Origin of the sequence: Shimia gijangensis, assembly GCF_900142085.1 — a bacterium.
In the GTDB taxonomy this organism is placed as follows: Bacteria; Pseudomonadota; Alphaproteobacteria; order Rhodobacterales; family Rhodobacteraceae; genus Shimia; species Shimia gijangensis.
On sequence record NZ_FQZQ01000004.1, the window covers coordinates 124,176 to 144,783 of the forward strand.

At 54.3% G+C, this 20,608-nt stretch carries 19 protein-coding genes; 6 read left to right on the top strand and 13 right to left on the bottom strand.

From position 1 onward, the window contains the following. Positions 1-77: 77 nt before the first annotated feature. The 5 genes from BUC32_RS05095 to trpS all read right to left on the bottom strand — a co-directional run bounded on the left by BUC32_RS05095 (position 78) and on the right by trpS (position 5,828). Complete coding sequence (locus BUC32_RS05095; protein ID WP_073250181.1) at positions 78-1,142, bottom strand: COG3904 family protein; 1,065 nt, start codon at positions 1,140-1,142, stop codon at positions 78-80. Between the two features lies 1 nt (position 1,143). After that, positions 1,144-1,599: a universal stress protein gene (locus BUC32_RS05100; RefSeq protein ID WP_073250184.1), complete on the bottom strand. Its 456-nt coding sequence runs from the start codon at positions 1,597-1,599 to the stop codon at positions 1,144-1,146. A gap of 72 nt (positions 1,600-1,671) precedes the next feature. After that, entirely contained in the window at positions 1,672-2,538 is an 867-nt protein-coding gene (locus tag BUC32_RS05105; protein WP_073250187.1) for a branched-chain amino acid aminotransferase, read from the bottom strand. 143 nt (positions 2,539-2,681) lie between these two features. Further along, a complete protein-coding gene (locus BUC32_RS05110; protein ID WP_073250190.1) occupies positions 2,682-4,565 on the bottom strand; it encodes a PhoX family protein in 1,884 nt (627 codons plus the stop codon). Between the two features lie 228 nt (positions 4,566-4,793). Then, positions 4,794-5,828, bottom strand: a complete 1,035-nt coding sequence (gene trpS / locus BUC32_RS05115; RefSeq protein WP_073250193.1) for a tryptophan--tRNA ligase — start codon at positions 5,826-5,828, stop codon at positions 4,794-4,796. A gap of 73 nt (positions 5,829-5,901) precedes the next feature. Here trpS and BUC32_RS05120 point away from each other — a divergent pair, with 73 nt between their 5' ends. Continuing rightward, positions 5,902-6,588: a rhomboid family intramembrane serine protease gene (locus BUC32_RS05120; protein ID WP_073250195.1), complete on the top strand. Its 687-nt coding sequence runs from the start codon at positions 5,902-5,904 to the stop codon at positions 6,586-6,588. Positions 6,589-6,659: 71 nt separating this feature from the next. Here the strand turns inward: BUC32_RS05120 and BUC32_RS05125 are convergent, their stop codons facing one another. The 4 genes from BUC32_RS05125 to BUC32_RS05140 form a co-directional block, all read right to left on the bottom strand. Next, positions 6,660-7,187, bottom strand: a complete 528-nt coding sequence (locus BUC32_RS05125) for an HdeD family acid-resistance protein (RefSeq protein ID WP_073250198.1) — start codon at positions 7,185-7,187, stop codon at positions 6,660-6,662. 95 nt (positions 7,188-7,282) lie between these two features. Continuing rightward, a complete protein-coding gene (murJ, locus tag BUC32_RS05130; RefSeq protein ID WP_073250201.1) occupies positions 7,283-8,827 on the bottom strand; it encodes a murein biosynthesis integral membrane protein MurJ in 1,545 nt (514 codons plus the stop codon). Continuing rightward, the gene (locus BUC32_RS05135; RefSeq protein ID WP_073250206.1) at positions 8,824-11,634 is read right to left on the bottom strand and encodes a [protein-PII] uridylyltransferase; all 2,811 of its coding nucleotides are present in this window, start codon (positions 11,632-11,634) and stop codon (positions 8,824-8,826) included. Before BUC32_RS05135 ends, murJ begins: the two co-directional genes overlap by 4 nt. After that, positions 11,594-12,754 (bottom strand): penicillin-binding protein activator, encoded by a 1,161-nt coding sequence (locus tag BUC32_RS05140; RefSeq protein WP_073250209.1) that lies wholly within the window; start codon positions 12,752-12,754, stop codon positions 11,594-11,596. Before BUC32_RS05140 ends, BUC32_RS05135 begins: the two co-directional genes overlap by 41 nt. Positions 12,755-12,851: 97 nt before the next feature. On the opposite strand from BUC32_RS05140, the gene rsmI reads away from it, so the two are divergent. The 3 genes from rsmI to gshB all read left to right on the top strand — a co-directional run bounded on the left by rsmI (position 12,852) and on the right by gshB (position 15,135). Beyond that, on the top strand, positions 12,852-13,712 hold the full coding sequence (gene rsmI / locus BUC32_RS05145) for a 16S rRNA (cytidine(1402)-2'-O)-methyltransferase (protein WP_073250212.1): 861 nt from the start codon (positions 12,852-12,854) through the stop codon (positions 13,710-13,712). Between the two features lie 19 nt (positions 13,713-13,731). Beyond that, on the top strand, positions 13,732-14,136 hold the full coding sequence (locus tag BUC32_RS05150; RefSeq protein ID WP_245815134.1) for a YraN family protein: 405 nt from the start codon (positions 13,732-13,734) through the stop codon (positions 14,134-14,136). Positions 14,137-14,199: 63 nt separating this feature from the next. After that, positions 14,200-15,135, top strand: a complete 936-nt coding sequence (gshB, locus tag BUC32_RS05155) for a glutathione synthase (RefSeq protein WP_073250217.1) — start codon at positions 14,200-14,202, stop codon at positions 15,133-15,135. A 3-nt stretch (positions 15,136-15,138) separates the two neighbouring features. Here gshB and BUC32_RS05160 read toward each other — a convergent pair whose 3' ends face one another. The 4 genes from BUC32_RS05160 to cobU form a co-directional block, all read right to left on the bottom strand. Beyond that, positions 15,139-16,647, bottom strand: a complete 1,509-nt coding sequence (locus tag BUC32_RS05160; RefSeq protein WP_073250220.1) for a YifB family Mg chelatase-like AAA ATPase — start codon at positions 16,645-16,647, stop codon at positions 15,139-15,141. 128 nt (positions 16,648-16,775) lie between these two features. Further along, positions 16,776-17,648 (bottom strand): glutathione S-transferase, encoded by an 873-nt coding sequence (locus BUC32_RS05165; RefSeq protein ID WP_073250223.1) that lies wholly within the window; start codon positions 17,646-17,648, stop codon positions 16,776-16,778. Positions 17,649-17,706: 58 nt separating this feature from the next. Next, a complete protein-coding gene (locus BUC32_RS05170) occupies positions 17,707-18,282 on the bottom strand; it encodes a histidine phosphatase family protein (RefSeq protein WP_073250224.1) in 576 nt (191 codons plus the stop codon). After that, positions 18,279-18,800 (bottom strand): bifunctional adenosylcobinamide kinase/adenosylcobinamide-phosphate guanylyltransferase, encoded by a 522-nt coding sequence (cobU, locus tag BUC32_RS05175; protein ID WP_073250227.1) that lies wholly within the window; start codon positions 18,798-18,800, stop codon positions 18,279-18,281. The genes BUC32_RS05170 and cobU overlap by 4 nt, the downstream gene beginning before the upstream one ends. 94 nt (positions 18,801-18,894) lie before the next feature. Here cobU and BUC32_RS05180 point away from each other — a divergent pair, with 94 nt between their 5' ends. Together BUC32_RS05180 and BUC32_RS05185 are read left to right on the top strand one after the other, a co-directional pair. Beyond that, positions 18,895-19,773: an RNA polymerase factor sigma-32 gene (locus BUC32_RS05180; protein ID WP_073250230.1), complete on the top strand. Its 879-nt coding sequence runs from the start codon at positions 18,895-18,897 to the stop codon at positions 19,771-19,773. Further along, complete coding sequence (locus BUC32_RS05185; RefSeq protein ID WP_073250232.1) at positions 19,770-20,570, top strand: ChaN family lipoprotein; 801 nt, start codon at positions 19,770-19,772, stop codon at positions 20,568-20,570. The genes BUC32_RS05180 and BUC32_RS05185 overlap by 4 nt, the downstream gene beginning before the upstream one ends. Positions 20,571-20,608: the final 38 nt, after the last annotated feature.

Sequence of the window (20,608 nt, forward strand, 5' to 3'; positions counted from 1 at the left end):
GGCAGACCTTTCTTGTCAGGAATGGATATGCGCTTCTTGCTGCGCGGTGTCAAGGTTTGGAACAGTTCTAAACTGCCTTAGCCAATACAATAACGAAATGCAGCGGCGAGCATTTGCCTGTCCATATCGGATAGGATCAAATTCACCGAATATTCCCCACCAGCGTAATTGGCAAAGCCAAAAGCTGTGAACAACTCTTGCCCTTCAAGCATGGCGTTTGCCATTGCATCATCAATCGTGGCCGAGATGAAGGCTGCTTCATCTGAAACGATCAGTTTGACTGAGGATGCGGGGTATTCGAACTCTTGCTCATCGACCATGGCCCAAAGGCTGGCTTTTTCGTCACCTGTTAGTCCGTGTTCCTTGGAACGCACCAAAAGACCCGGCGTGCCGCCCTTGCAGAACGCAGAAATCTGATCCGCAAGATCATACATTCTGATTGAATCGGTGCGTTCCGAGGACGCAATAATCCCGTCCCGGTAAGGCTTGAGGATAAAAGGCGCGTAGCCCGGAGGTGTCACAAGATCATATTCGCGGGCTTGTTCTGCATCGACGTGATACATGCTTTGGCTATTCTCTGCGCTGGCCACCACAAATACTCGTGCGTCTACGCCCATCTCGAGAATATAGGAAATCAACTGTCCCGAAATGGCTTGGGCCGATTCTCCGTCAATAGTTTGCCCCGCGGCCTTGAAGCGGTGAAACCCAATCAGGCTATCAGAATGCATGACCCGGTTTACACCGCCCATAAACACATAAGCACAAGCACTTTCACAGCGCCCGCCTGGAGGGTAGTCTTCCAAACCGTGCAAGTCCAAGGAACCATCGGAATTGCGGAACATACCTTCGCTACTGCCGACGCGTGTGTTCCATTCCCAGTCTCGTAACAACCGGCCAAATTTCAGAGCTTCGGCCAGATTCCCGCCGGGGCTATTGATGATCAGGCGGTTACCCTCGACACCTTCGTCTTCGACAAATTTTTCAAACCGTTCCGTGAGACCCTTGTCGATGGTGCCTTCCAGCAAAACAAAACAGGTTTCGGAATTGCCCCGTATACAGGTGAAATCCAAGTAGGCTTCGGCTTTTGCTGCGGTCGACAAGCCAATCGCGCAAAGTGCACTTAGAATGGTTTGGCGAAGCATGTCAGGTAATTGCTTCCAGCCGTTCTTTTGACAAATCGCCAGGAACAATGGTCACTGGAATCGGCAGGTTGCCTGAATTGCGCGACATTTGCGTAACCAGCGGACCCGGCCCCTTTTTGTCGTCCCCAGCGCCCAGAACCAGCACTCCGACGTCTTTGTCTTCGCTGATCTGATCAAGGATTTCCCGAACGACTTCGCCCTCCCGGATCACAAGCTCGGGGTCGACCCCTTGTTTGTCACGCATCCATTTGGCGAATACTTCGAAATGCGCGTTGATCCGTTCGCGGGCTTCTTCCCGCATGATGTCACCGACGCCAATCCAATGGTTGAATTCATCTGGAGGAATGACCGATAAAATCTGCACACCGCCTTGAGTATGCGCCGCGCGCATTGCGGCAAAACGCATCGCATTCAGGCATTCACGGCTGTCATCCAGTACGACAAGAAACTTACGCATATCAGATCTCCATTCAGGTTAGAGCATGGCCGTAAGAGAGCATCAGGGCAATAGATGAATCTTTGCCTATGATTAATTCGATGATGCCCAGTCCCAGTACATTTCACGCACGTGACGGGTGACAGGACCAACCTGATATTGACGGTCGTCAAAGGATGTCACCGGTGTCACCTTTGCCATGTTGCCTGACAGGAATACCTCGTCGGCGCCCGCAAAGTCTTCGAATGACAGAACCTTTTCATGCACCAACAAACCGTCGCTCCGCATGTTGGTCAGGTGGCGTGAACGGGTGATGCCAGCCAGAAAGGTGCCGTTTGGAATGGGCGTGAACACCTCTCCGTCCTTGACCATAAAGACATTGGCTGTGGCGGTTTCTGCCACATTGCCCATCGCGTCAGCGACCAAAGCGTTGGCAAACCCCTTTGATCGAGCCTCGACCAGCATGCGCGCGTTGTTGGGATAAAGACAGCCCGCCTTGGCATTCACAACTGCATCCTCAAGGACAGGGCGGCGAAAGCGTGTTCGGGTCAGGCTGGTGGTGGCGTCCGGTTTAGCCATTGGAATTGCCTCAAGGCAAATGGCAAAACCTGTTTTATCCTTGGTGGGGGCAATGGCGCTGTAATCCATGTTCGAATCGATGCCCCAGTACATTGGGCGGATATAAACCGCCTCATCCGGCTGAAACCGTTTCAGGCCTTCGCGCGTAATCTCGAGCATGTCTTCGACAGACACTGTCGGGTTCAGCATCAGCGCTGCCGCCGACCGATTGACACGGGCCAGATGTGCCTCAAGATCAGGGGTCATTCCATCGAAGTATCGCGCACCGTCGAACACTGTGGTGCCCAGCCAGCTGCCGTGATCCGCAGCCCCCATAACCGGAACATCGCTGTCATGCCACGCGCCATCAAAATAGGTTTTCACATTCTTGCTGACGGCCATGGTCTCTTCCCCTCATCCTCGCTTTGGGCGGATGCTAGTCTCGCCCTGCGCCAACGTCCATCCAAAAAGAAAACCCCCGGTCATGTGGGTGACCGGGGTGCGAAAATTGGGTCTGAAATGCGTCGGTTTGAGCTTCTTGGATGCTAGCCGATCAAGCCACCATCGGTGCGAGAGATGGCGAATACACCCGACCGCGGTACTGAGGTTCCACCCCTGGGGAAATGAGAGTTGCCTTTTTCACCGGGGTGTTGGATTCCAACGAACATAGTGCGGCGATCTGGTGACCAACATGCACCGGTCACTTCGCACTCTTTCGGGCCCACCATAAAACGACGAATTTCTCCAGTGGCAGTGTCCCCGCAAAGCATCTGGTTGTTGCCCATCCCGGCAAAGTCACCTTCGTTGGTGTATTTTCCATCGGTTTGAATCCACAACAGGCCGGTTTCATCAAACGCCATGCCATCGGGCGAGTTGAACATATTGCCCGAATTGATGTTTGGCGATCCGGCATAGGCATCATCATGCACGTCAGGATTGCCCGCCAATGCGAACAGGTTCCAGTCAAACTCGGCGGAGGCGTGATCTTCATTGTCCGGGATCCAACGCAGGATTTGACCGTATTTATTCCTGTCACGCGGGTTGGGCCCATTGACCGAAGTGTCATCCCCGCCTGCATTTGGCTTTTTGCCGCGATTCTTGTTGTTGGTTAGTGCCACATAGGATTCAACCTTGGTTGGGTTCACAGCGACCCATTCCGGGCGATCCATTGTGGTTGCGCCCACATGTGATGCTGCTTGACGGGAGTGAATTCGGATTTCAGCCTCCGACATGCCAGTTTTCTCTGGTGTCAGCGCCAACCATTCGCCCCGCAAATCGTCATGAAACTTAGCCACGAACAGATCGCCGGCTTCCAGTAGGTCAGTGTTATCACCTGTCGCCGAGTAGGTGCCTGCCGAGACAAATTTGTACAGAAACTCCCCACGTTCATCATCTCCCAGATAAACAACAGCCTTGCCGTTGGCCGCAATTACTACGGCCGCATTTTCATGTTTGAACCGCCCCAAAGCCGTGCGTTTCTTCGGAGTCGACGTTGGATCAAACGGATCAATCTCAACCACATAGCCCGCGCGGTTCGGCTCGTTGGGATGCTTGGCTACGTCAAAGCGGTCATCCACCCTGGCCCAGCCATACCCCCAGTCTTTGGAAGACACGCCGTAACGCTTCAGCTCGGCGCTGACTTCATGGGCTTCATCTTCGGTTGAAAAGTAACCGTTAAAGTTTTCTTCGCAGGTGAGGTACGTGCCCCAGGGTGTTTCGCCATTGCCGCAATTGTTCCAGGTGCCAAGGGTCTTGGTACCGGTCGGTTCGGCCGCAGTTTTCAACATATCGTGGCCCGCTGCCGGCCCGGTCAGGTCCATTTCTGTGCGCGGGGTGATACGGCGATTGAGATCGCTGTCTTTCACCACCTGCCATTGGCCCGCGTCATCCCGTGCAACTTCAAACACAGACACACCATGCGCCATCATACTTTTTTCAATGTCATCAGAGTCGACCGGCTCGCCTTCAGGTCGGTTGCCCCACAGGATCTTGCGGTTGGTGTATTCGTTGTTGATCGCCATGACAGTGCGTTCGTCTTTGGTAAAGATCGCCATGCCGTCATTGTTGTCGCCAAAGGCACGCGCCTGACTGGCGGCTGTGCCTCGGGTGGCATCGTCAAATTCGGGTACATCCGACCACAGCGGATCGCCCCATTGCACAACCGTCTGCCATTCAAAGCCATCCGGTAGGGTGATAGTGTCTTCGGTGTTGGCGGCAACTTGTTCGAATCCGAACCGATCACCGGCCTGCGCCTCGCGGGTCAAGGCGGTTGTGCCAACCAAAAACGATCCAAGGCCAAAGCTCATGACCCCGCCCAGAAATCCACGGCGCGAAAGGGCGGTTTCCACGATCCGATCAAAGTCCGTTTCTTGGCTCGTCGGATTGATCAGCTCGTCATATTCGTCAAAAGTCAGCTCGTCTCGGTCCATCTCTGGCTCCCTGAATTGCAGCACTTAGCCTAATGCGTTTCGCCACAGAGGCTAGTGCAGACAAGATTCAGATTCGTGACGGTCTTGTGACGGCTATGTAACGCGCCAACAAATTGCTCAAACTTCAAATTTCAAAAAATACTCCAGGGTGAATGCGCTTTGCGCAGGTGGGCAGCCCCCCAGACCGCGCCTAACGGAGCCCCACGAAATCTGGGGCTCCGTTAGGCATCAGGCGCCGACCATGCCGACAATTTCATAGGTCTTCTTGAGGATCGGAGCTGCCACTTCGCGGGCCCGTTCCGCGCCGCGATCAAGTATTTTGTCAATCTCGCCGGCATCTTGTGTCAGCCGCGCCATTTCGGTCGAAATGGGGGCCAGTTTTGCGACGGCTAATTCTGACAATATCGGCTTAAACTCAGAAAACTGCTTGCCGCCCGCGTCTTTCAATACCGCCTCCACCGACATGTCAGCAAGCGCCGCATAAATGTTGACCAGGTTGCGGGCCTCCGGGCGGTTTTCCAGGCCTTTGGCTTCAGAAGGTAAAGCGTCGGGGTCAGTCTTGGCTTTGCGAATCTTCTTAGCAATTGTGTCGGCATCATCTGTCATGTTGATGCGGCTGGCATCCGAGGGATCAGACTTGGACATCTTTTTCGATCCGTCCCTCAAGCTCATCACGCGCGTTGCAGCGCCTTCAATCACGGGTTCCGTGATGGGAAAGAAATCCACACCATAATCATGGTTGAACTTGGTCGCGATATCGCGGGTCAGCTCAAGATGCTGTTTCTGGTCTTCACCCACTGGCACGTGTGTGGCGTGATAGATCAGAATGTCGGCGGCCATCAGAGCGGGGTATGCAAACAGGCCAAGGGAGGCGTTTTGTGCATTCTTGCCTGCTTTGTCCTTGAACTGAGTCATGCGCTGCATCCAACCCATGCGGGCAACACAGTTGAATATCCACGCCAATTGTGCGTGTTCCGGAACGGCCGACTGGTTGAAAAGGATCGACTGTTCTGGATCAATGCCAGCGGCGATGAAACCAGCGCAAAGCTCGCGGGTAGCATGACGGAGCTTCGCAGGGTCTTGCCAGACAGTGATCGCATGCAAATCGACCATGCAATAAATCGTCTCATAGTCCTGGCCTTGCATGTCCACAAAGCGCTTCATCGCGCCGAGATAATTGCCAAGGGTCAGGCCGCCCGAGGGTTGGATCCCCGAAAAGACGCGTTGGGTGAACTGAGAGGACGTTTGGACCGCCTCGATCATGATATTTCTCCGTCTGGATTTATAGGTCTCGTTGCCTTACCCATGACCCAAATCGCCGTCAAGGAGCGCAGGCATGGATCATCCACCCAATCAAAGCCCGATCAACCCGTTACCTCCCGTGGTCGTGGCCTTGTTTTTGGTCATTGTTGGGATCGAAGCCATGTTCGCGCTGGGCGCCCGTGGCATGATCGGCGGTCCCGAAGCGATTGGTTGGCGGATCATGGCGCTGCAAAAGTACGCCTTTTCAGGAGATATTTTTGACTGGATGCTGGTCAACAACATGTGGCCGTTGGAACATGTGATCCGATTTGTCACTTACATGTTTGTCCACGGAAATTTCACCCATGCGGCTTTTGCGGGAGTGATGCTCATCGCGCTTGGCAAAATGGTTGGCGAGGTGTTTTCCGCTGTCTCCACATTGGCTGTGTTCCTTGTGTCGGGCATTACGGGCGCTGTGGTTTTTGGTCTGGTGCTGAACAACCCTGCGCCTTTGTTCGGTGCCTTTCCCGGTGTCTATGGCTTGATAGGGGCGTTTACCTTTCTTTTGTGGACGCGTCTGGGGCAGATGGGCGCCAATCAGGCCCGCGCTTTTTCGATGATCGGATTTCTGATCGGCATCCAGCTGCTTTTTGGTCTGCTGTTTGGCGGCAATCAGGACTGGATCGCAGATGTTGCCGGTTTCGCGACAGGGTTTGCATTGTCGTTCTTTCTGGTACCCGGCGGGTGGCGGCGCATTGTCGAACGCTTGCGTCGGGACTGAGACTTCGGTTCGAACGTAAAAAAGGGCGCATCAGAATGGACGCGCCCATTTTTATTAGGATGAGTAGTTTTTTATGCGTCTGTCATGGCACCATCTTTGCGGGCCAAGGCCAATGCGATCATGCTGACCCCATTTGACAAAAGCTCAACGGCAAGCAAAACGCCAAGCATTGTTGCGGCCGACTGGGGCAAGTTACTTAAGACCATGAACCCCAAAAAGGCGGAAATAATACCAGAAAACATAACTGCCCATTTCAGTTGAGGATTCTCTATCCGCAAGCCAATGATGAGTTTGAACAAGCCAGACGCCAGGAACATGATTCCAACCAAGGTGGTTAAAACCAACATGCCCTTAAGCGGTTCGCCCAAAAGGTTTACACCCAGAAACACTGCGATGACCCCCATAAGGATCGACCACATCTTTCCGCTCCAGCCTTGCGCACGCAGCCCTTCAAAGATTTGAAGAATACCGAGGATCAAAAAGGACCACCCGGCAATCGCGGTAACGACCAGTGACGCCCCAAACGGATTGAACAAAGCCATTAGCCCGGCAATGATACCCAGAATGCCAATGCCGAACAAAATTACCCAATTGCTCATGTCTTACTTCCCTCATTATCCGTGACTGATTTTAGCAAACGGTAATCTAGGGCGACTTGGCAACTGTTCCACTAAATTTGATTGGATTTCTAAGGCTACAAATCGCGTCTGGCGGCGCCTTTGAAATCCGACAGTCGAAAAGCGCCAATCAAATGACCGGTTCCAAAGTAAGTCAGGCAGCCTGAGCCAACAAGGACGGCAAGCGCAAGATACCGCCAACCTTCGGTGCCCAGTGACGGACCCAATACCAGAGCAGTCATCCACAATTGCCCCCCCATCAAGGCGGAAGCGACAACGATGCGGGGCAGTCGGGTTCGAAGGCGTGCATCGAAGCGCGCGACATATCCCATCGGCTTGGTGCCTTTTGCCAGCAATCCCACCATGACCCATGCCGCCAAAGTGGTCGCGATGGCAGGGGCTACCCAACCGATCAAAGGCGACAACCCAACCGCGACGACAACGTTCACACCCATGGCCCATACTGCAAAACGGAACGGGCTTTTGGTGTCCTCGCGTGCAAAAAACAAAGGCTGCAACAGCTTTTGCAGAACAAAGGCAGGCAATCCAAGCCCATAGATCGAGACAGCTACGGCGATAGCGGCACTGTCGTCCGATGTCGCAGCGCCCCTTTCAAACAGAACGGATACCAACGGAAAGGGTATGACCATCAACGCCACTGCACATGGAATGGTCAGGGCCAGAGAAATCTCCCCGGCGCGGGAAAATGCCGTACGTGCGCCGGCATCATCATGGGCTTTTAGTCGGCGTGACAAGTCCGGGAGCAATACAATTCCGATGGCAATACCAACCACGCCCAAGGGCAATTGGTACAATCGGTCTGCAGTATAGAGCCAGCCAACGGCGCGATCAAAATATGAAGCGACCTGTTGACCCACCAAAAGGTTGACCTGAACCACCCCGCCTGCAAGGGCTGCCGGCAAGGCAATCGTGACGAGGCGTTTCATTTCAGGCGACCAGCGTGGACGTTGCAGGCGCATGGGAAATCCTGCTTTGGCCGCAGCAATCCAGACCAACGCAAGCTGGGCCACCCCGGCGACGGGGATCAGCCAGATCAAGGTACGCGCCACGTCAGCGCCTTGCCAGGCGGCGATGGATATCCCGCTCACCAGCAGCACGTTTAGCAGAACAGGCGCGGCGGCTGCGGCTGCAAAACGACCGGTGGCATTCAACACACCTGATAAAAGTGCTGCGAGGGAAATGAACAGGACATAGGGAAAAGCAATCCGCCCAAACTCAACAGACAGATCAAACTGCTCCTGCCCTCTGAACCCGGATGCCAGCCCCCACATCAACCAGGGCATGGCCATCTGCGCGACCAGCGTCAAAACAATCAGAACCGACGCCAACCCCGCAAAGGCTTCGCGGGCAAAGCTAAGCGCGTTTTCTTCCCCTTCAAGCTTCTTGGAGAACTTAGGCACAAAGGCCATGTTGAATGCACCCTCGGCAAAGAACCGACGAAACATGTTGGGCAGGCGAAAGGCCACAACAAAAGCTTCGTACAAAGGGCCAACACCCAAAAGTGCAAGGATCAGCGCATCGCGCACAAAGCCCAGCACCCGGCTGGCCATAGTCCAGCCACCAACCGTCAAAAATCCTCGCATCAGGCGGATGGGTTTCACGTAGTTGCCCTTTCAGCACCCTTGGAAATTGCCTCACGCAATTTCTTTTCCAGAGCGTTCTGTTTGGATTTTGAATGGAACTTCAACCCGAACATGTCTTTTACATAAAAGGCATCAACCACTTGTTCACCGTAAGTCGCGATGACAGCACTTGCGATATAGATATTGGTATTGGCCAGAGTCCGGGTCAGATCGAACAACAGGCCCGGGCGGTCACGCGTATCGACTTCGATGATTGTGTAAATCTCGGACCCATCATTGTCGAATGTGATCGTGGTCGGCACTTTGAAGGCACGTTCGCGTTTCTTGATGACGTCGCGCGACTTGATGGCCTCGGTCGTGACCACTTCGCCGTTCAGAGTTTTTTCGATCATCTGACGCAAGCGCTTCAACCGACTTACCTCATATGGGCTGCCGTCACCGTCCTGAATCCAGAACGCGGCTGTGGCATAGCCATCTTTCGATGTGAATGTGCGCGCATCCACAATGTTGGCCCCCATCAGGGCCAAAGCACCGCACATCCGGCTAAAAATGCCGGGGTGGTCGGCCATGGCAAAGCAAGCTCGGGTGGCGTCCCGATCCTCGTCCGGATGCAGATCAATTCGGATTTCGTTGTCTTCAATATCGCGCAGCAACTCGGCAAAGATTTTGTGGGCGGTGATATGCAGCCCTTGCCAGTAAGGGTCATAGTGCCGTCCAGTTTCTTTTTTGAGCAACTTGGCTGGCCAATCGGATAATTCGGCACGCAGTTTTTTCTTGGCTTCTGTCCCGCGGTTTTCGCGGGTGATTGCTTCCATGCCGTCTTCCAGCGCGACACGGGTCTGGCGATAGAGCGCCCGTATAAGCACGGCCTTCCAATTGTTCCAGGTGTCCGGCCCAACGCCGCGAATGTCACAGACCGTCAACACCGTCAGCAGGTTCAGGCGATCAACTGTCGACACCAATTTGGCAAAATCCCGGATTGTGCGCGGGTCAGCAATATCCCGTTTTTGCGCGGTGTCTGACATCAAAAGGTGATAGCGCACCAGCCATTCCACGGTTTCACTTTCAGCTTTGGTCAGGCCCAGATTGGGAGCAACTTTGCGCGAGATTTGCGCACCCAGAATGGCGTGGTCGATATCACGCCCTTTGCCGATGTCATGCAGCAACATGGCCACCATCAGCACTTTGCGGTTAATACCTCTTTCCAGAATTTCCGAGGACAAAGGCAGTTCTTCCTGCAACTCTTCGCGCTCAATCCCGGCGTAGTTCGAGATCACCTGAATGGTGTGTTCATCTACCGTATAGGAATGATACATATTGAATTGCATCATCGCCACAATGGGTTCGAATTCGGGGATAAACGCGGCAAGAACGCCCAGCTCATTCATTCGCCGCAAAGCGCGTTCCGGATTACCGTGCTTCAATAACAAGTCCAGAAAAATCCGCCGGGCTTCTTTGTTCTGACGCAGATCGTCATCGATCAAATCCAGATTGGCTGTAACCAGTCGCATGGCGTCCGGGTGAATAAGCAATCCGGTGCGCAAGCCTTCTTCGAACAGGCGCAGAATGTTGACCTTGTCTTCCAAGAACGAATCGTCATCGGCGACTGCCAGTCGGTTGTGAATGACTTTGTAGTCTTTCTTAATGCGACGGCGACGGCGAAACAGGCGCTCCATAAGCGGGCCTGCTTTGGCATGATCCGCTTCCAGCTTGGTCAACAGGATGCGGGTCAGATCACCGACACTTGTGGCATGGCGAAAGTACTCTTGCATAAAGTGTTCGACAGCACGCCGCCCACCTTTGTCGCAATACCCCATGCGCTCAGCCACCTCGACTTGAATGTCAAAGCTCAGCTGTTCGACCGGTCGGCGGGAAATCAAATGGATGTGGGCGCGCACAGCCCACAGAAAATTCTCGGCCTTTGCAAAACGTTCATGTTCGTCCTCGCGAAACAGATCGCGATCCAGCAAGTCGCGCGCGGATTGAACGTGGTAGACGTATTTGGCAATCCAGAACATCGACTGAAGGTCGCGCAAACCGCCTTTGCCTTCTTTGACATTCGGCTCGACCATATACCGCTGGCCCTGTTTTTCGTGACGGGCATCACGTTCGGCCAGCTTGGCTTCGATAAACTCGCGCTCGCTGCCGAGAAAAAGATCATTTTGTAAGCGCTCGTTCAGCAGCTCTGCCAAAGGCGCATGTCCGCGTAGAAAGCGATTTTCCAACAGAGAGGTGCGAATGGTGAAATCTTCGCTACCCAGTCGAATGCAGTCATCAACGGTTCGCGACGCATGTCCGACCTTCAGGCGCAAATCCCAAAGAATATATAGCATCGATTCAATGACGCTTTCAGCCCAGGCAGTAATTTTGTAAGGCGTCAGAAACAACAAATCGACGTCGGATTGTGGTGCCATCTCACCACGTCCGTAACCGCCTACCGCCAGCAAGGCGATCCGTTCGCCTTCGGTCGGGGTGGCCAGTGGGTGCAAAATGGTTGTCGCAACAAAATGCGCAGACCCCACAAGACAATCCGTAAGCCACGTATAAGCGCGAGTCATTGGGCGGGCATCGAACGGTTGCGCTAGAAATGCGGCCTCGATTGCTGCGCGCCCGGTTTTTTGCGCACCCATCAGGATTTGTACGACTTCACCGCGCAACGCACGGTCGTCTGTTCGCTTTTCGGCTGCGCTTGTGATTTTGTCCGCGATTGCGCTGCGGTCAAATATCTCATCCACCGCGCAGATAAGCGCGGTGGATGGGTCAGGAATGTTCATTGGTTTCGGTTCAGAAACCGCCGCCGCTGAAGCTTTTTGGGGCTGGGTCAATTGTCACCACCTGTTTGTCGCGGATTGTGACAACGGCCAGTCCGCGCTCGTTCGATCCGTCAGCTCGCAGGCGGAAAATTCCGTTCACCCCTTGAAAGCCAGCACCCTGTGTCAGCGCGCTGGTGGTCAATGCATTGCTTTTACCAGCTTTGACCAGTGCGCCGATCGCCGCAACACCATCATAGGCCAATCCGCCCAACGCGTGAGGCAGCCCGCCGTATGCTTGGGCATAGCGTGTTTGGAACTGTTGCGTCAGCGCAGAGTCAGGCCGTGCGAACCAGCCTCCCTGCACGCCCGGCAAGGCAAGCGTTTGCGACGGGATATCCCAGCGAGTCAGGCCGATGTATTGCACCTTGTCCGCAGTCAGACCAGACTCGGGCAAAAGCTGTGAAATCAAAGGCAATGCACCGGATGTGGAGGATGTCAAAAAGATCGAATCCGCCTGGTTTTGTTCTGCGGTTGCCTTGATGGCACTGACCGCATTCACCACACCTTGCTGCGAAAATTCGTAAGATACGGTGCCTGCATTGCTGGCCGATGTGCCTGCGATTGCGTTGTTGATTGCTGCACTGCCTGCTTGCCCCGAAACGTTACTGGCGTGAGCTACCAAAATTCTCTGTTTTCCCTGAGAGACAGCAAATCTGACAAGGCGATTGGCAGTGTTGTCAAAGGTGGCCCCCAGAACGAACACGTTGCCACCCGCAATGCCGGTATTGTTTGAGAAAGACAAAACGTTGATACCACGACCTGCCACGGCTTTGCCCGCTGCATTCGCCGCTTCACCGTGCAACGGCCCCAGAATGATCTTGGCACCTTCGTCAACTGCTTTGACGGCTGCGGCCTGCGCCGTGGCTGCGTTGCCGGCGGTCGAATACACCCGTAGATCAATTTTCACACCCTCAAGATCAGCTATGGCCAGCCGGGCGGCATTCTCAAGGCTTTGCGCAATCACCGCGTCACCAGAATCACTTGAACCTGAGGGCACCAGCAAAGCGACGGGAACCGGATCTGATGTGGAAATGGTTGGCCCGGTCTCGACGCAAGACACGAGGCCTAGCATTGCAAGGGCCGTCACGGCCCCTTTCAGAAACAGACGGGCAGGGTTATTACGGGTTAACATTAGAATCCTCACTCCCTATGGCGGGTCTGAAATTGACTGGCAAAAAGGCCGCCCACTCAGACGAGGATCATAAACGACACAAGCACTGGGTCCAGCTTTGAATCATCTAATCCAGAGATTGCCGGCAGGGTTGTACTTTGTCGCCACACCGATCGGCAGTGCCCGAGATATCACTTTGCGCGCACTGGATGTGTTGGCGTCGGCGGACGTGATTGCGGCAGAAGACACACGATCAATGCGGCGCTTACTGGAAATCCATGGGGTTGCGCTTGGGGACCGCCCATTGCTGTCTTATCACGATCATTCCGGCGCACGTACCCGCGAGAAATTGTTGGGATTTCTGAGCGCGGGCAAGGCTGTGGCGTATGCTTCCGAGGCCGGTACACCGCTGATAGCGGACCCAGGATATCACCTGTCAAAAGAAGCTGCCGAGGCGGGACATTTGGTGACCTCAGCGCCCGGTCCATCGGCCATCATAACCGCTTTGACTTTGGCAGGCCTTCCTACGGATGCCTTCTTTTTCGGCGGGTTTTTGCCAAATGCCAAGGGCGCACGCAGAACATCTCTTGAGGCATTGCGCGACGTGCCGGGCACTTTGGTATTCTACGAATCCCCTCGTCGGGTGGCTGAAATGCTGAAAGACGCGGCGCGTGTGATGGGGGATGATCGACAAGCGGCAGTCTGCCGCGAGCTGACCAAAAAGTTTGAAGAAGTGCGTCGCGGCACTTTAAGCGACCTCGCGAGCGAATTGGATGGGGTCAATGTCAAAGGTGAGATTGTTGTGCTGATTGATCGGGCTGCACCGCGTGAGATCAGCGACGAGGATCTGACCGAAGCATTGACCGAGGCTTTGAAATCCATGTCGGTGCGGGATGCGGCTGATGGTGTGGCCAAGGCCTTTGGCGCGCATAAACGAAAAGTTTACCAAATGGCTCTTAAGATCGCTGGGAACAGTTGATTTTTTAGGGGACGGGCAATTGGATCAGGCCGCAGGTTTAATGTTTTCGCCGGGCACTGACATCGAAGACAGGGGCAGACGCGCCTACTTGTCAGGCAAAGCGGCCGAAGACGCCGTTGAACGGCACTACCGTCATCTGGGCTGCAGTGTGGTCGCCCGCCGCTGGCGCAAGGGTGCTGGAGAACTGGATTTGGTGCTTCGACAAAGAGGGGTCCTGCTCTTTGTTGAGGTCAAGAAGTCGCGCGATTTTTCCCGAGCAGCAGAAAGTCTGTCTCATCGCCAGATCAATCGCCTGTTGGCTGGTGCGGCATCCTTTATGGCTCATGAACCCAACGGTGAACTCACGGACTGTCGCTTTGATGTGGCTTTGGTCAATCGCTATGGAGAAATTCACATTCTTGAGAATGCACTGGCCGGGTACTGAGAAGGCATTGCAAGGCGCGCCATGGTACGCCATGTAAGGGGCAAGCCAATTTCGAGGATGCCCATGAAAATCGCCTTCCAAATGGACCCGATCCAGTCGGTAGATATCAACGCCGACAGTTCCTTCCGTCTTGCCGAAGAAGCTCAGGCCCGCGGACATGAGTTGTTCTACTACTCCCCAGACCATCTGGCATTTGATGAGGGGCGTGTGACTGCCAAGGGCTATTTTTTTACCGTGCGGCGCGAGCAAGGTAACCATGCCGACCTAAGCGAATTGACCCATGTCGACCTTGCCGACTTTGACGTGGTCTGGCTTCGGCAAGACCCGCCGTTCGACATGCACTATATCACCTCAACCCATATTCTGGATCGCTTGATGCCGGAAACGCTTGTGGTGAACGATCCGTTTTGGGTGCGCAATTACCCTGAAAAACTGTTGGTTCTGGATTTTCCTGACCTCACGCCACCCACGACGATTGCGCGCGATCTGGACGCCATCAAAGCCTTCAAGGGAAAGCATGGCGATGTGATCCTCAAGCCGCTTTACGGCAATGGTGGTGCCGGGGTGTTTCGCTTGGACCGCAACGACCGCAACCTGACGTCTTTGCATGAATTATTCACCAGCTTCAGCCGAGAGCCCTTGATTGTACAGAAGTTCCTGCCTGACGTCAGCAATGGCGATAAACGGATCATTTTGGTTGATGGAGAACCTGTGGGCGCGATCAATCGCGTCCCTGCAAAAGGCGAAACTCGTAGCAATATGCACGTTGGTGGGCGACCTGAGAAAATCGGTCTCAGCGAGCGTGATTTGGAGATCTGTGCCGCCATTGGTCCATTGCTCAAGGAAAAGGGGCAGGTGTTTGTTGGGATTGATGTGATTGGTGACTACCTGACCGAAATCAATGTGACCTCGCCTACGGGCATTCAAGAGCTCGAACGATTTGACGGTGTGAACATCGCTGAAAAAATCTGGCAGGCGATTGAGGCTAAGCGAACCTGAACTCTACTTGGCATCTGCTAGTCGAAAACTGACGGCTTCGGCGATATGAGGCCTGCGTACCTGCGAGCTGGCCTCAAGGTCAGCAATGGTGCGGGCGACCCGTAAAACCCGATGATACCCCCTCGCGGACAAACCAAACCGTTCCGCAACGGTCTGCAAGAATTCACGTCCCTCGGTATCAGGTGTCGCGATTTCTTCCAATATGCCGCCTGCGGCGTCCGCATTCACACGCATACTGGTCTGTCCTTCAAATCGCGCGGATTGAAGGTCGCGCGCGGCGGCGACCCTTGCAGCGATGGCCAGTGAACTATCCCCGTCTGATGGCAAATCCAGATCGCGAAAATCGACAGGTGGCACTTCAATCCTGAGGTCAATCCGGTCCATCAGGGGGCCCGATATTCGACCCATGTAATCTTCGCCACAGACTGGAGCGCGGGAACAGGCCTTGGCGGGATTGAACATTTCTCCGCATCGGCACGGATTGGCCGCCGCCACCAGCATAAATCGACAGGGATACGTCACATGCGCATTGGCGCGCGCAACCATGACTTCACCGGATTCAATCGGTTGGCGCAGGGTTTCCAGAACCGCGCGTGAGAATTCGGGCAATTCGTCCAGAAACAAAACACCGTTATGAGCAAGGCTGATCTCGCCCGGGCTGGCCCGCCGGCCACCGCCCACAATAGCCGCCATTGACGCGGTGTGATGTGGTTCTCGAAACGGGCGCTCACGCGAAATGCCGCCCTGATCCAACAATCCGGCAACGGAATGGATCATTGACGTTTCCAAAGCTTCCTGAGCGGAAAGTGGTGGAAGAACAGAAGGCAGGCGGGATGCCAGCATGGATTTTCCCGAGCCGGGACTTCCTGTCATCAGGAAATGATGACGCCCGGCAGCGGCAATTTCCAGCGCGCGTTTGGCGCGTTCCTGGCCTTTGATATCACGCATGTTTTTGTCCGTTTGCGGACGCACCACTTCGCCAGGTTTGGACGGTGCCAAAGGGGACTGGCCAGTATAGTGTCTCACGACATCTGCTAGGGTTAGGGCTGCAATCACTTGTGTGTTCCCGACCCAGGCCGCTTCGCTTCCCGAAGCTGCCGGGCAAAGTAATATACGGTTGGACTCAGCTGCCGACATCGCAGCGGGCAGTGCCCCGGTGACGGGAACAAGCGTGCCATCCAAAGACAGCTCACCCAACGACACACAGTTTTCCGCGGCATCTTCCGGGATAATGTTCAATGCCGCCAATAGCGCTATGGCGACCGGGAGATCAAAGTGACTGCCTTCCTTTGGCAGATCAGCCGGGGACAGATTGATGGTGATACGCTTAGATGGCAGTGCGATCGCCATGGCGTTCAGGGCGGCGCGCACGCGTTCACGCGCTTCAGAGACGGCTTTGTCGGGCAGCCCCACGATGGAGAATGCGGGCAATCCGGGCGACACGGCACATTGGACCTCGACTGTGAGCGCTTCGACACCCTCGAACGCAACTGTATAGGCGCGCGCAACCATGGCGATCTCCTCCGCAAGTCCTGCAAAAGTGTTAACGCGCCATGGTTAGCGAAAGGTAAACTTTGGTCCGGGAACGGTAAAGAACTTCGAATGCGGGTCTAAAGGCATAAATCATGGGCGGGAGCGCTCTAGCTTGACAAAAGCGCCATGAAGTCTGGCCAGGCTTCTGGGTCAGCAACTGTTTTGTCCCGGCAAAATGGATTGCAAAATCCAAACCGTCTACCATCGAGTTCCATGACGTCGGTGACAGGACGGCCTGAGTAAGGACAAGCGTCGTTTTCGGCGGCGAATCCAGAAACTGCGATTGCAACCAAAGGCTTAGGGCCGGGCCAGTCAATGTTTTCGAACTCTTTGGCGTACCACGGCAAGGTATCACCATGCACCAGACCCATAGCCCGCCAGCGGCGAAAGGCTGGATCGGCAAGGTGTTGGGTGACATATGAGCGGGCCCGTTTACCAATCGGCAGCCCGTATCCCGCAATCCGTGCCGCAACCGGCGCAAAAAATGCATCAGCTGCAGAATATGTGCCACCAAGCCATGGGCCTTGCACATTGAATTTGTCAAAGGCATCCTCCCAGATCGTCTCAATTCTTGCGAGATCGGCCAGAACGGCCTTGGACGGGGAGGTGTCGCGATAGGCCTTTCGCAGGTTCATAGGGTAATCTGATCGCAGCGCAACAAACCCTGAGTGCATTTCAGCCGCGAGGCTGCGGGTGGTTGCGCGGGTCAGCGGATCGCAAGACCACAGCCCGGCGTCCGGGTGGCGTGTTGCAAGTTCTTCAGCAATCGCAAGTGAATCCGACACGACCGCTCCTTCTGGCATGACAACGGTGGGCACAGTTCGAGCTGGGGGGAAATTGGCCAGCTGTTCCTCAACATCCTGACCTGAAAAGTTCAACATGTGTTGCGACCGGGCAATCCCGAATTTTTCAAACAACAACCAGCCGCGTAGCGACCACGAGGAATAGGCGTAATCGCCCAGAAGTAAGGTGTAAGTCATTCATCGAGACTAGCTCAGTCAGAATTCACCGCAAAACGAAAGATTTTGCGCAACATCATCAAGGATTGTGATTGATGGCCTCCACAAACCAACTGCCAGCTGTGTGGATCGTGGTCACGGACAAGTTGTCAATTTTGTGAGAAAAGGCTTCTTCTCCGCTTAGTCCTTCAGCCCGGGCGATCTGTGTCAGAACGACACCGAAATGAGCAACCAATATCAAATCGCGACCTAGATTGTTGGTAATCAGTCGATCAACAGCGATGTCTACCCTGTTGCAAACTTGGTTCCAGCTTTCACCGTTGGGCGGAGCAATATCACCGGGGGTTTCCCAAAAAGCGCGGATGTGGTCCGGAGATTGGGCCTCTATCTCGTTAAATCGTTTAAGCTCCCAGTCCCCAAAGTGCATCTCTCTGAGATTGGGATCATGGGGGAGGCGGGACCGGGTGTCTTGAATCGCATCCGCCGTGTGAACCGCACGGATTAAATCAGAACTGACGATCATCCCATCTTCAGGTAAATGGGCGGAAAGGCGGGACAAAGCCGCCGTATCAGAGAGATCGGCTGGCAAATCTGACCAGCCGACCATGGACTTTGCATGGGTCGGCCCATGGCGGACCAAATACAGGCGGCTCATGGCAATGTTCCTTTCAGAACCAATGGCAGACCGGCCACAACAAAGACAGAAAGGTCTGCTGCATCTGCAAGTTTCTGGTTCAGTTTGCCTTGGGCATCTCGAAATTGGCGGGCCAATGCATTCTCAGGGACGATTCCCATACCGACTTCGTTTGAAACAGTCACCACGCGGCCCTTGCAAGCGGCCATAGCCGCGAGAAGGTTTTCTGTTTCCTGGGCGATATCATTGTTTGCAAACATCTGATTATTTAACCACATCGTCGCACAATCGAGCAAAACGACTTCGCCTTCCGCAACGTCACTAAGAGCTTCCGAAACGCCCAATGGGCATTCTATCGTACGCCAACCCTTGCCTCGGGACTTGCGATGAGACGCAATTTTTGCCTGCATTTCCTTGTCATATGCCTGTGATGTGGCAATGTATACTCTGGGGGCGTTGGTGGCTTTCACCATGGCTTCGGCAAATGCTGATTTGCCTGAAGAAGCGCCTCCGAGTATAAAAGTGCTTTTTAGAATCATCTATTTTGTTCCAAACTAATTCTGCTCTGGAATGATCCAACCTGACATACGTTGCGTAATTCCATTGAAGAGAGCAAGACACAAGGAGATCACCATGGCTGTGTATTCCCCTTTTACGAGTGACTTAACCCGGCGGTCTATGCGGGCTGAAATGCTGGATGCTGAAACCGAAACAGATCTCGCTCGTCGATGGCGGGATGATCGCGACGCACAAGCTTTGCACAGGCTGATACAGGCCTATATGCGCCTGGCTATTTCCATGGCCGGAAAATTCCGGCGAACAGGTCTGTCTTACAGTGATCTGATTCAGGAGGCCTCGCTGGGACTTATGAAAGCCGCCGATCGATTTGATCCTGACCGCGGCGTGAGGTTTTCAACTTACGCTGTTTGGTGGATCAGAGCCGGACTTCAGGACCATGTCATGCGTAACTGGTCTCTTGTGCGCACCGGGTCGACCACATCTCAGAAATCTTTGTTCTTCAATCTTCGACGTGTTCAGGCCCGACTTGAGCGTGAGGCATTGGCGCGGGGTGAAACATTGGACTCCCATCAGGTATGCGAAAGAATCTCGACTGAAATTGGCGTTTCTCTTGCGGATACGGAAATGATGATGGGGCGCATGTCAGGTTCAGACATGTCGTTGAATGCAACTCAAAGCACCGAAGACAGCGGTCGTGAGTGGGTTGATTTGCTGGAAGATGAAGCCGCACTAGGGGCTGAATCAGTTGTCAAAAGGCATGACCACGAAGTCCTGCAAAACCGCATTGATGCAGCGCTTGGTGTTCTTAATCCTCGTGAACAGTTCATTGTACGGCAGCGACGACTACAAGACGAAACTCGCACTCTGGCGGATCTTGGGCAAGAAATGGGGCTGTCAAAAGAACGTGTACGCCAGTTGGAAGCAGCCGCCATGATCAAAATGCGTACTGTACTTGAACGTGACGGTTTGGAGGTGCATGACTTGGTGTCATGAGACACCTGATTCCGGTTCTGGCCTTAGTGGCCTCTCCTTTGTTTGCTGACCAGATTGACCCTTCCGATGTGAGCGCATTGCCATCGGTCGATGTGCTGTTTCTCGGCGAACTGCACGACAACCCATGGCACCATGAAAACCAAACAAAGATTGTTGCGGCGGTTTCTCCGAAGGCGGTCGTTTATGAGATGCTGACCCCGGAACAAGCGGATCGCGTGTCTCCTGACTTGGTTCAGGATCAAGAAAGGCTTCAGGATGTTTTGGCTTGGAATGCCAGTGGCTGGCCGAACTTTTCTTTGTATTATCCGATATTTAGGGCTGCACCATTGGTCTCAGTTTATGGAGCTCAGGTGCCACGGGCGGATGTGAGGGATGCGATAATGGGGCAAGATTTGGCGATAGGTTTTGGCCCAAATGCGGCCCAATATGGTCTGACAACCCCTTTGAGTGAGCAGGAGCAAGCCCAACGGGAAGCCAAACAGTTCGAAGCACATTGCAACGCATTGCCCGAAGAAATGCTGCCAGGAATGGTTTTGGGCCAACGATTGCGAGATGCCACCTTGGCACGTGAAATTGAACGTGCGCTGGCCGAAACAGGCGGTCCAGTGGTTGTGATCACCGGCAATGGCCATGCGCGAAAAGATTGGGGCGCACCTGCTCTGCTGACCTCCGACATTTCACAGCGTAGTGTCGCACAGTTTGAACTTGCACCAAAGGGTGACCAGCCATTCGACTATTGGGTTATTACGGCTGAAGCAGCGCGCGAAGACCCCTGTCTGGCTTTTCGCAAAGACTAGGGTTGGCTTGAGTCCTCGCGCGTCTGGGCCTAGTGTCG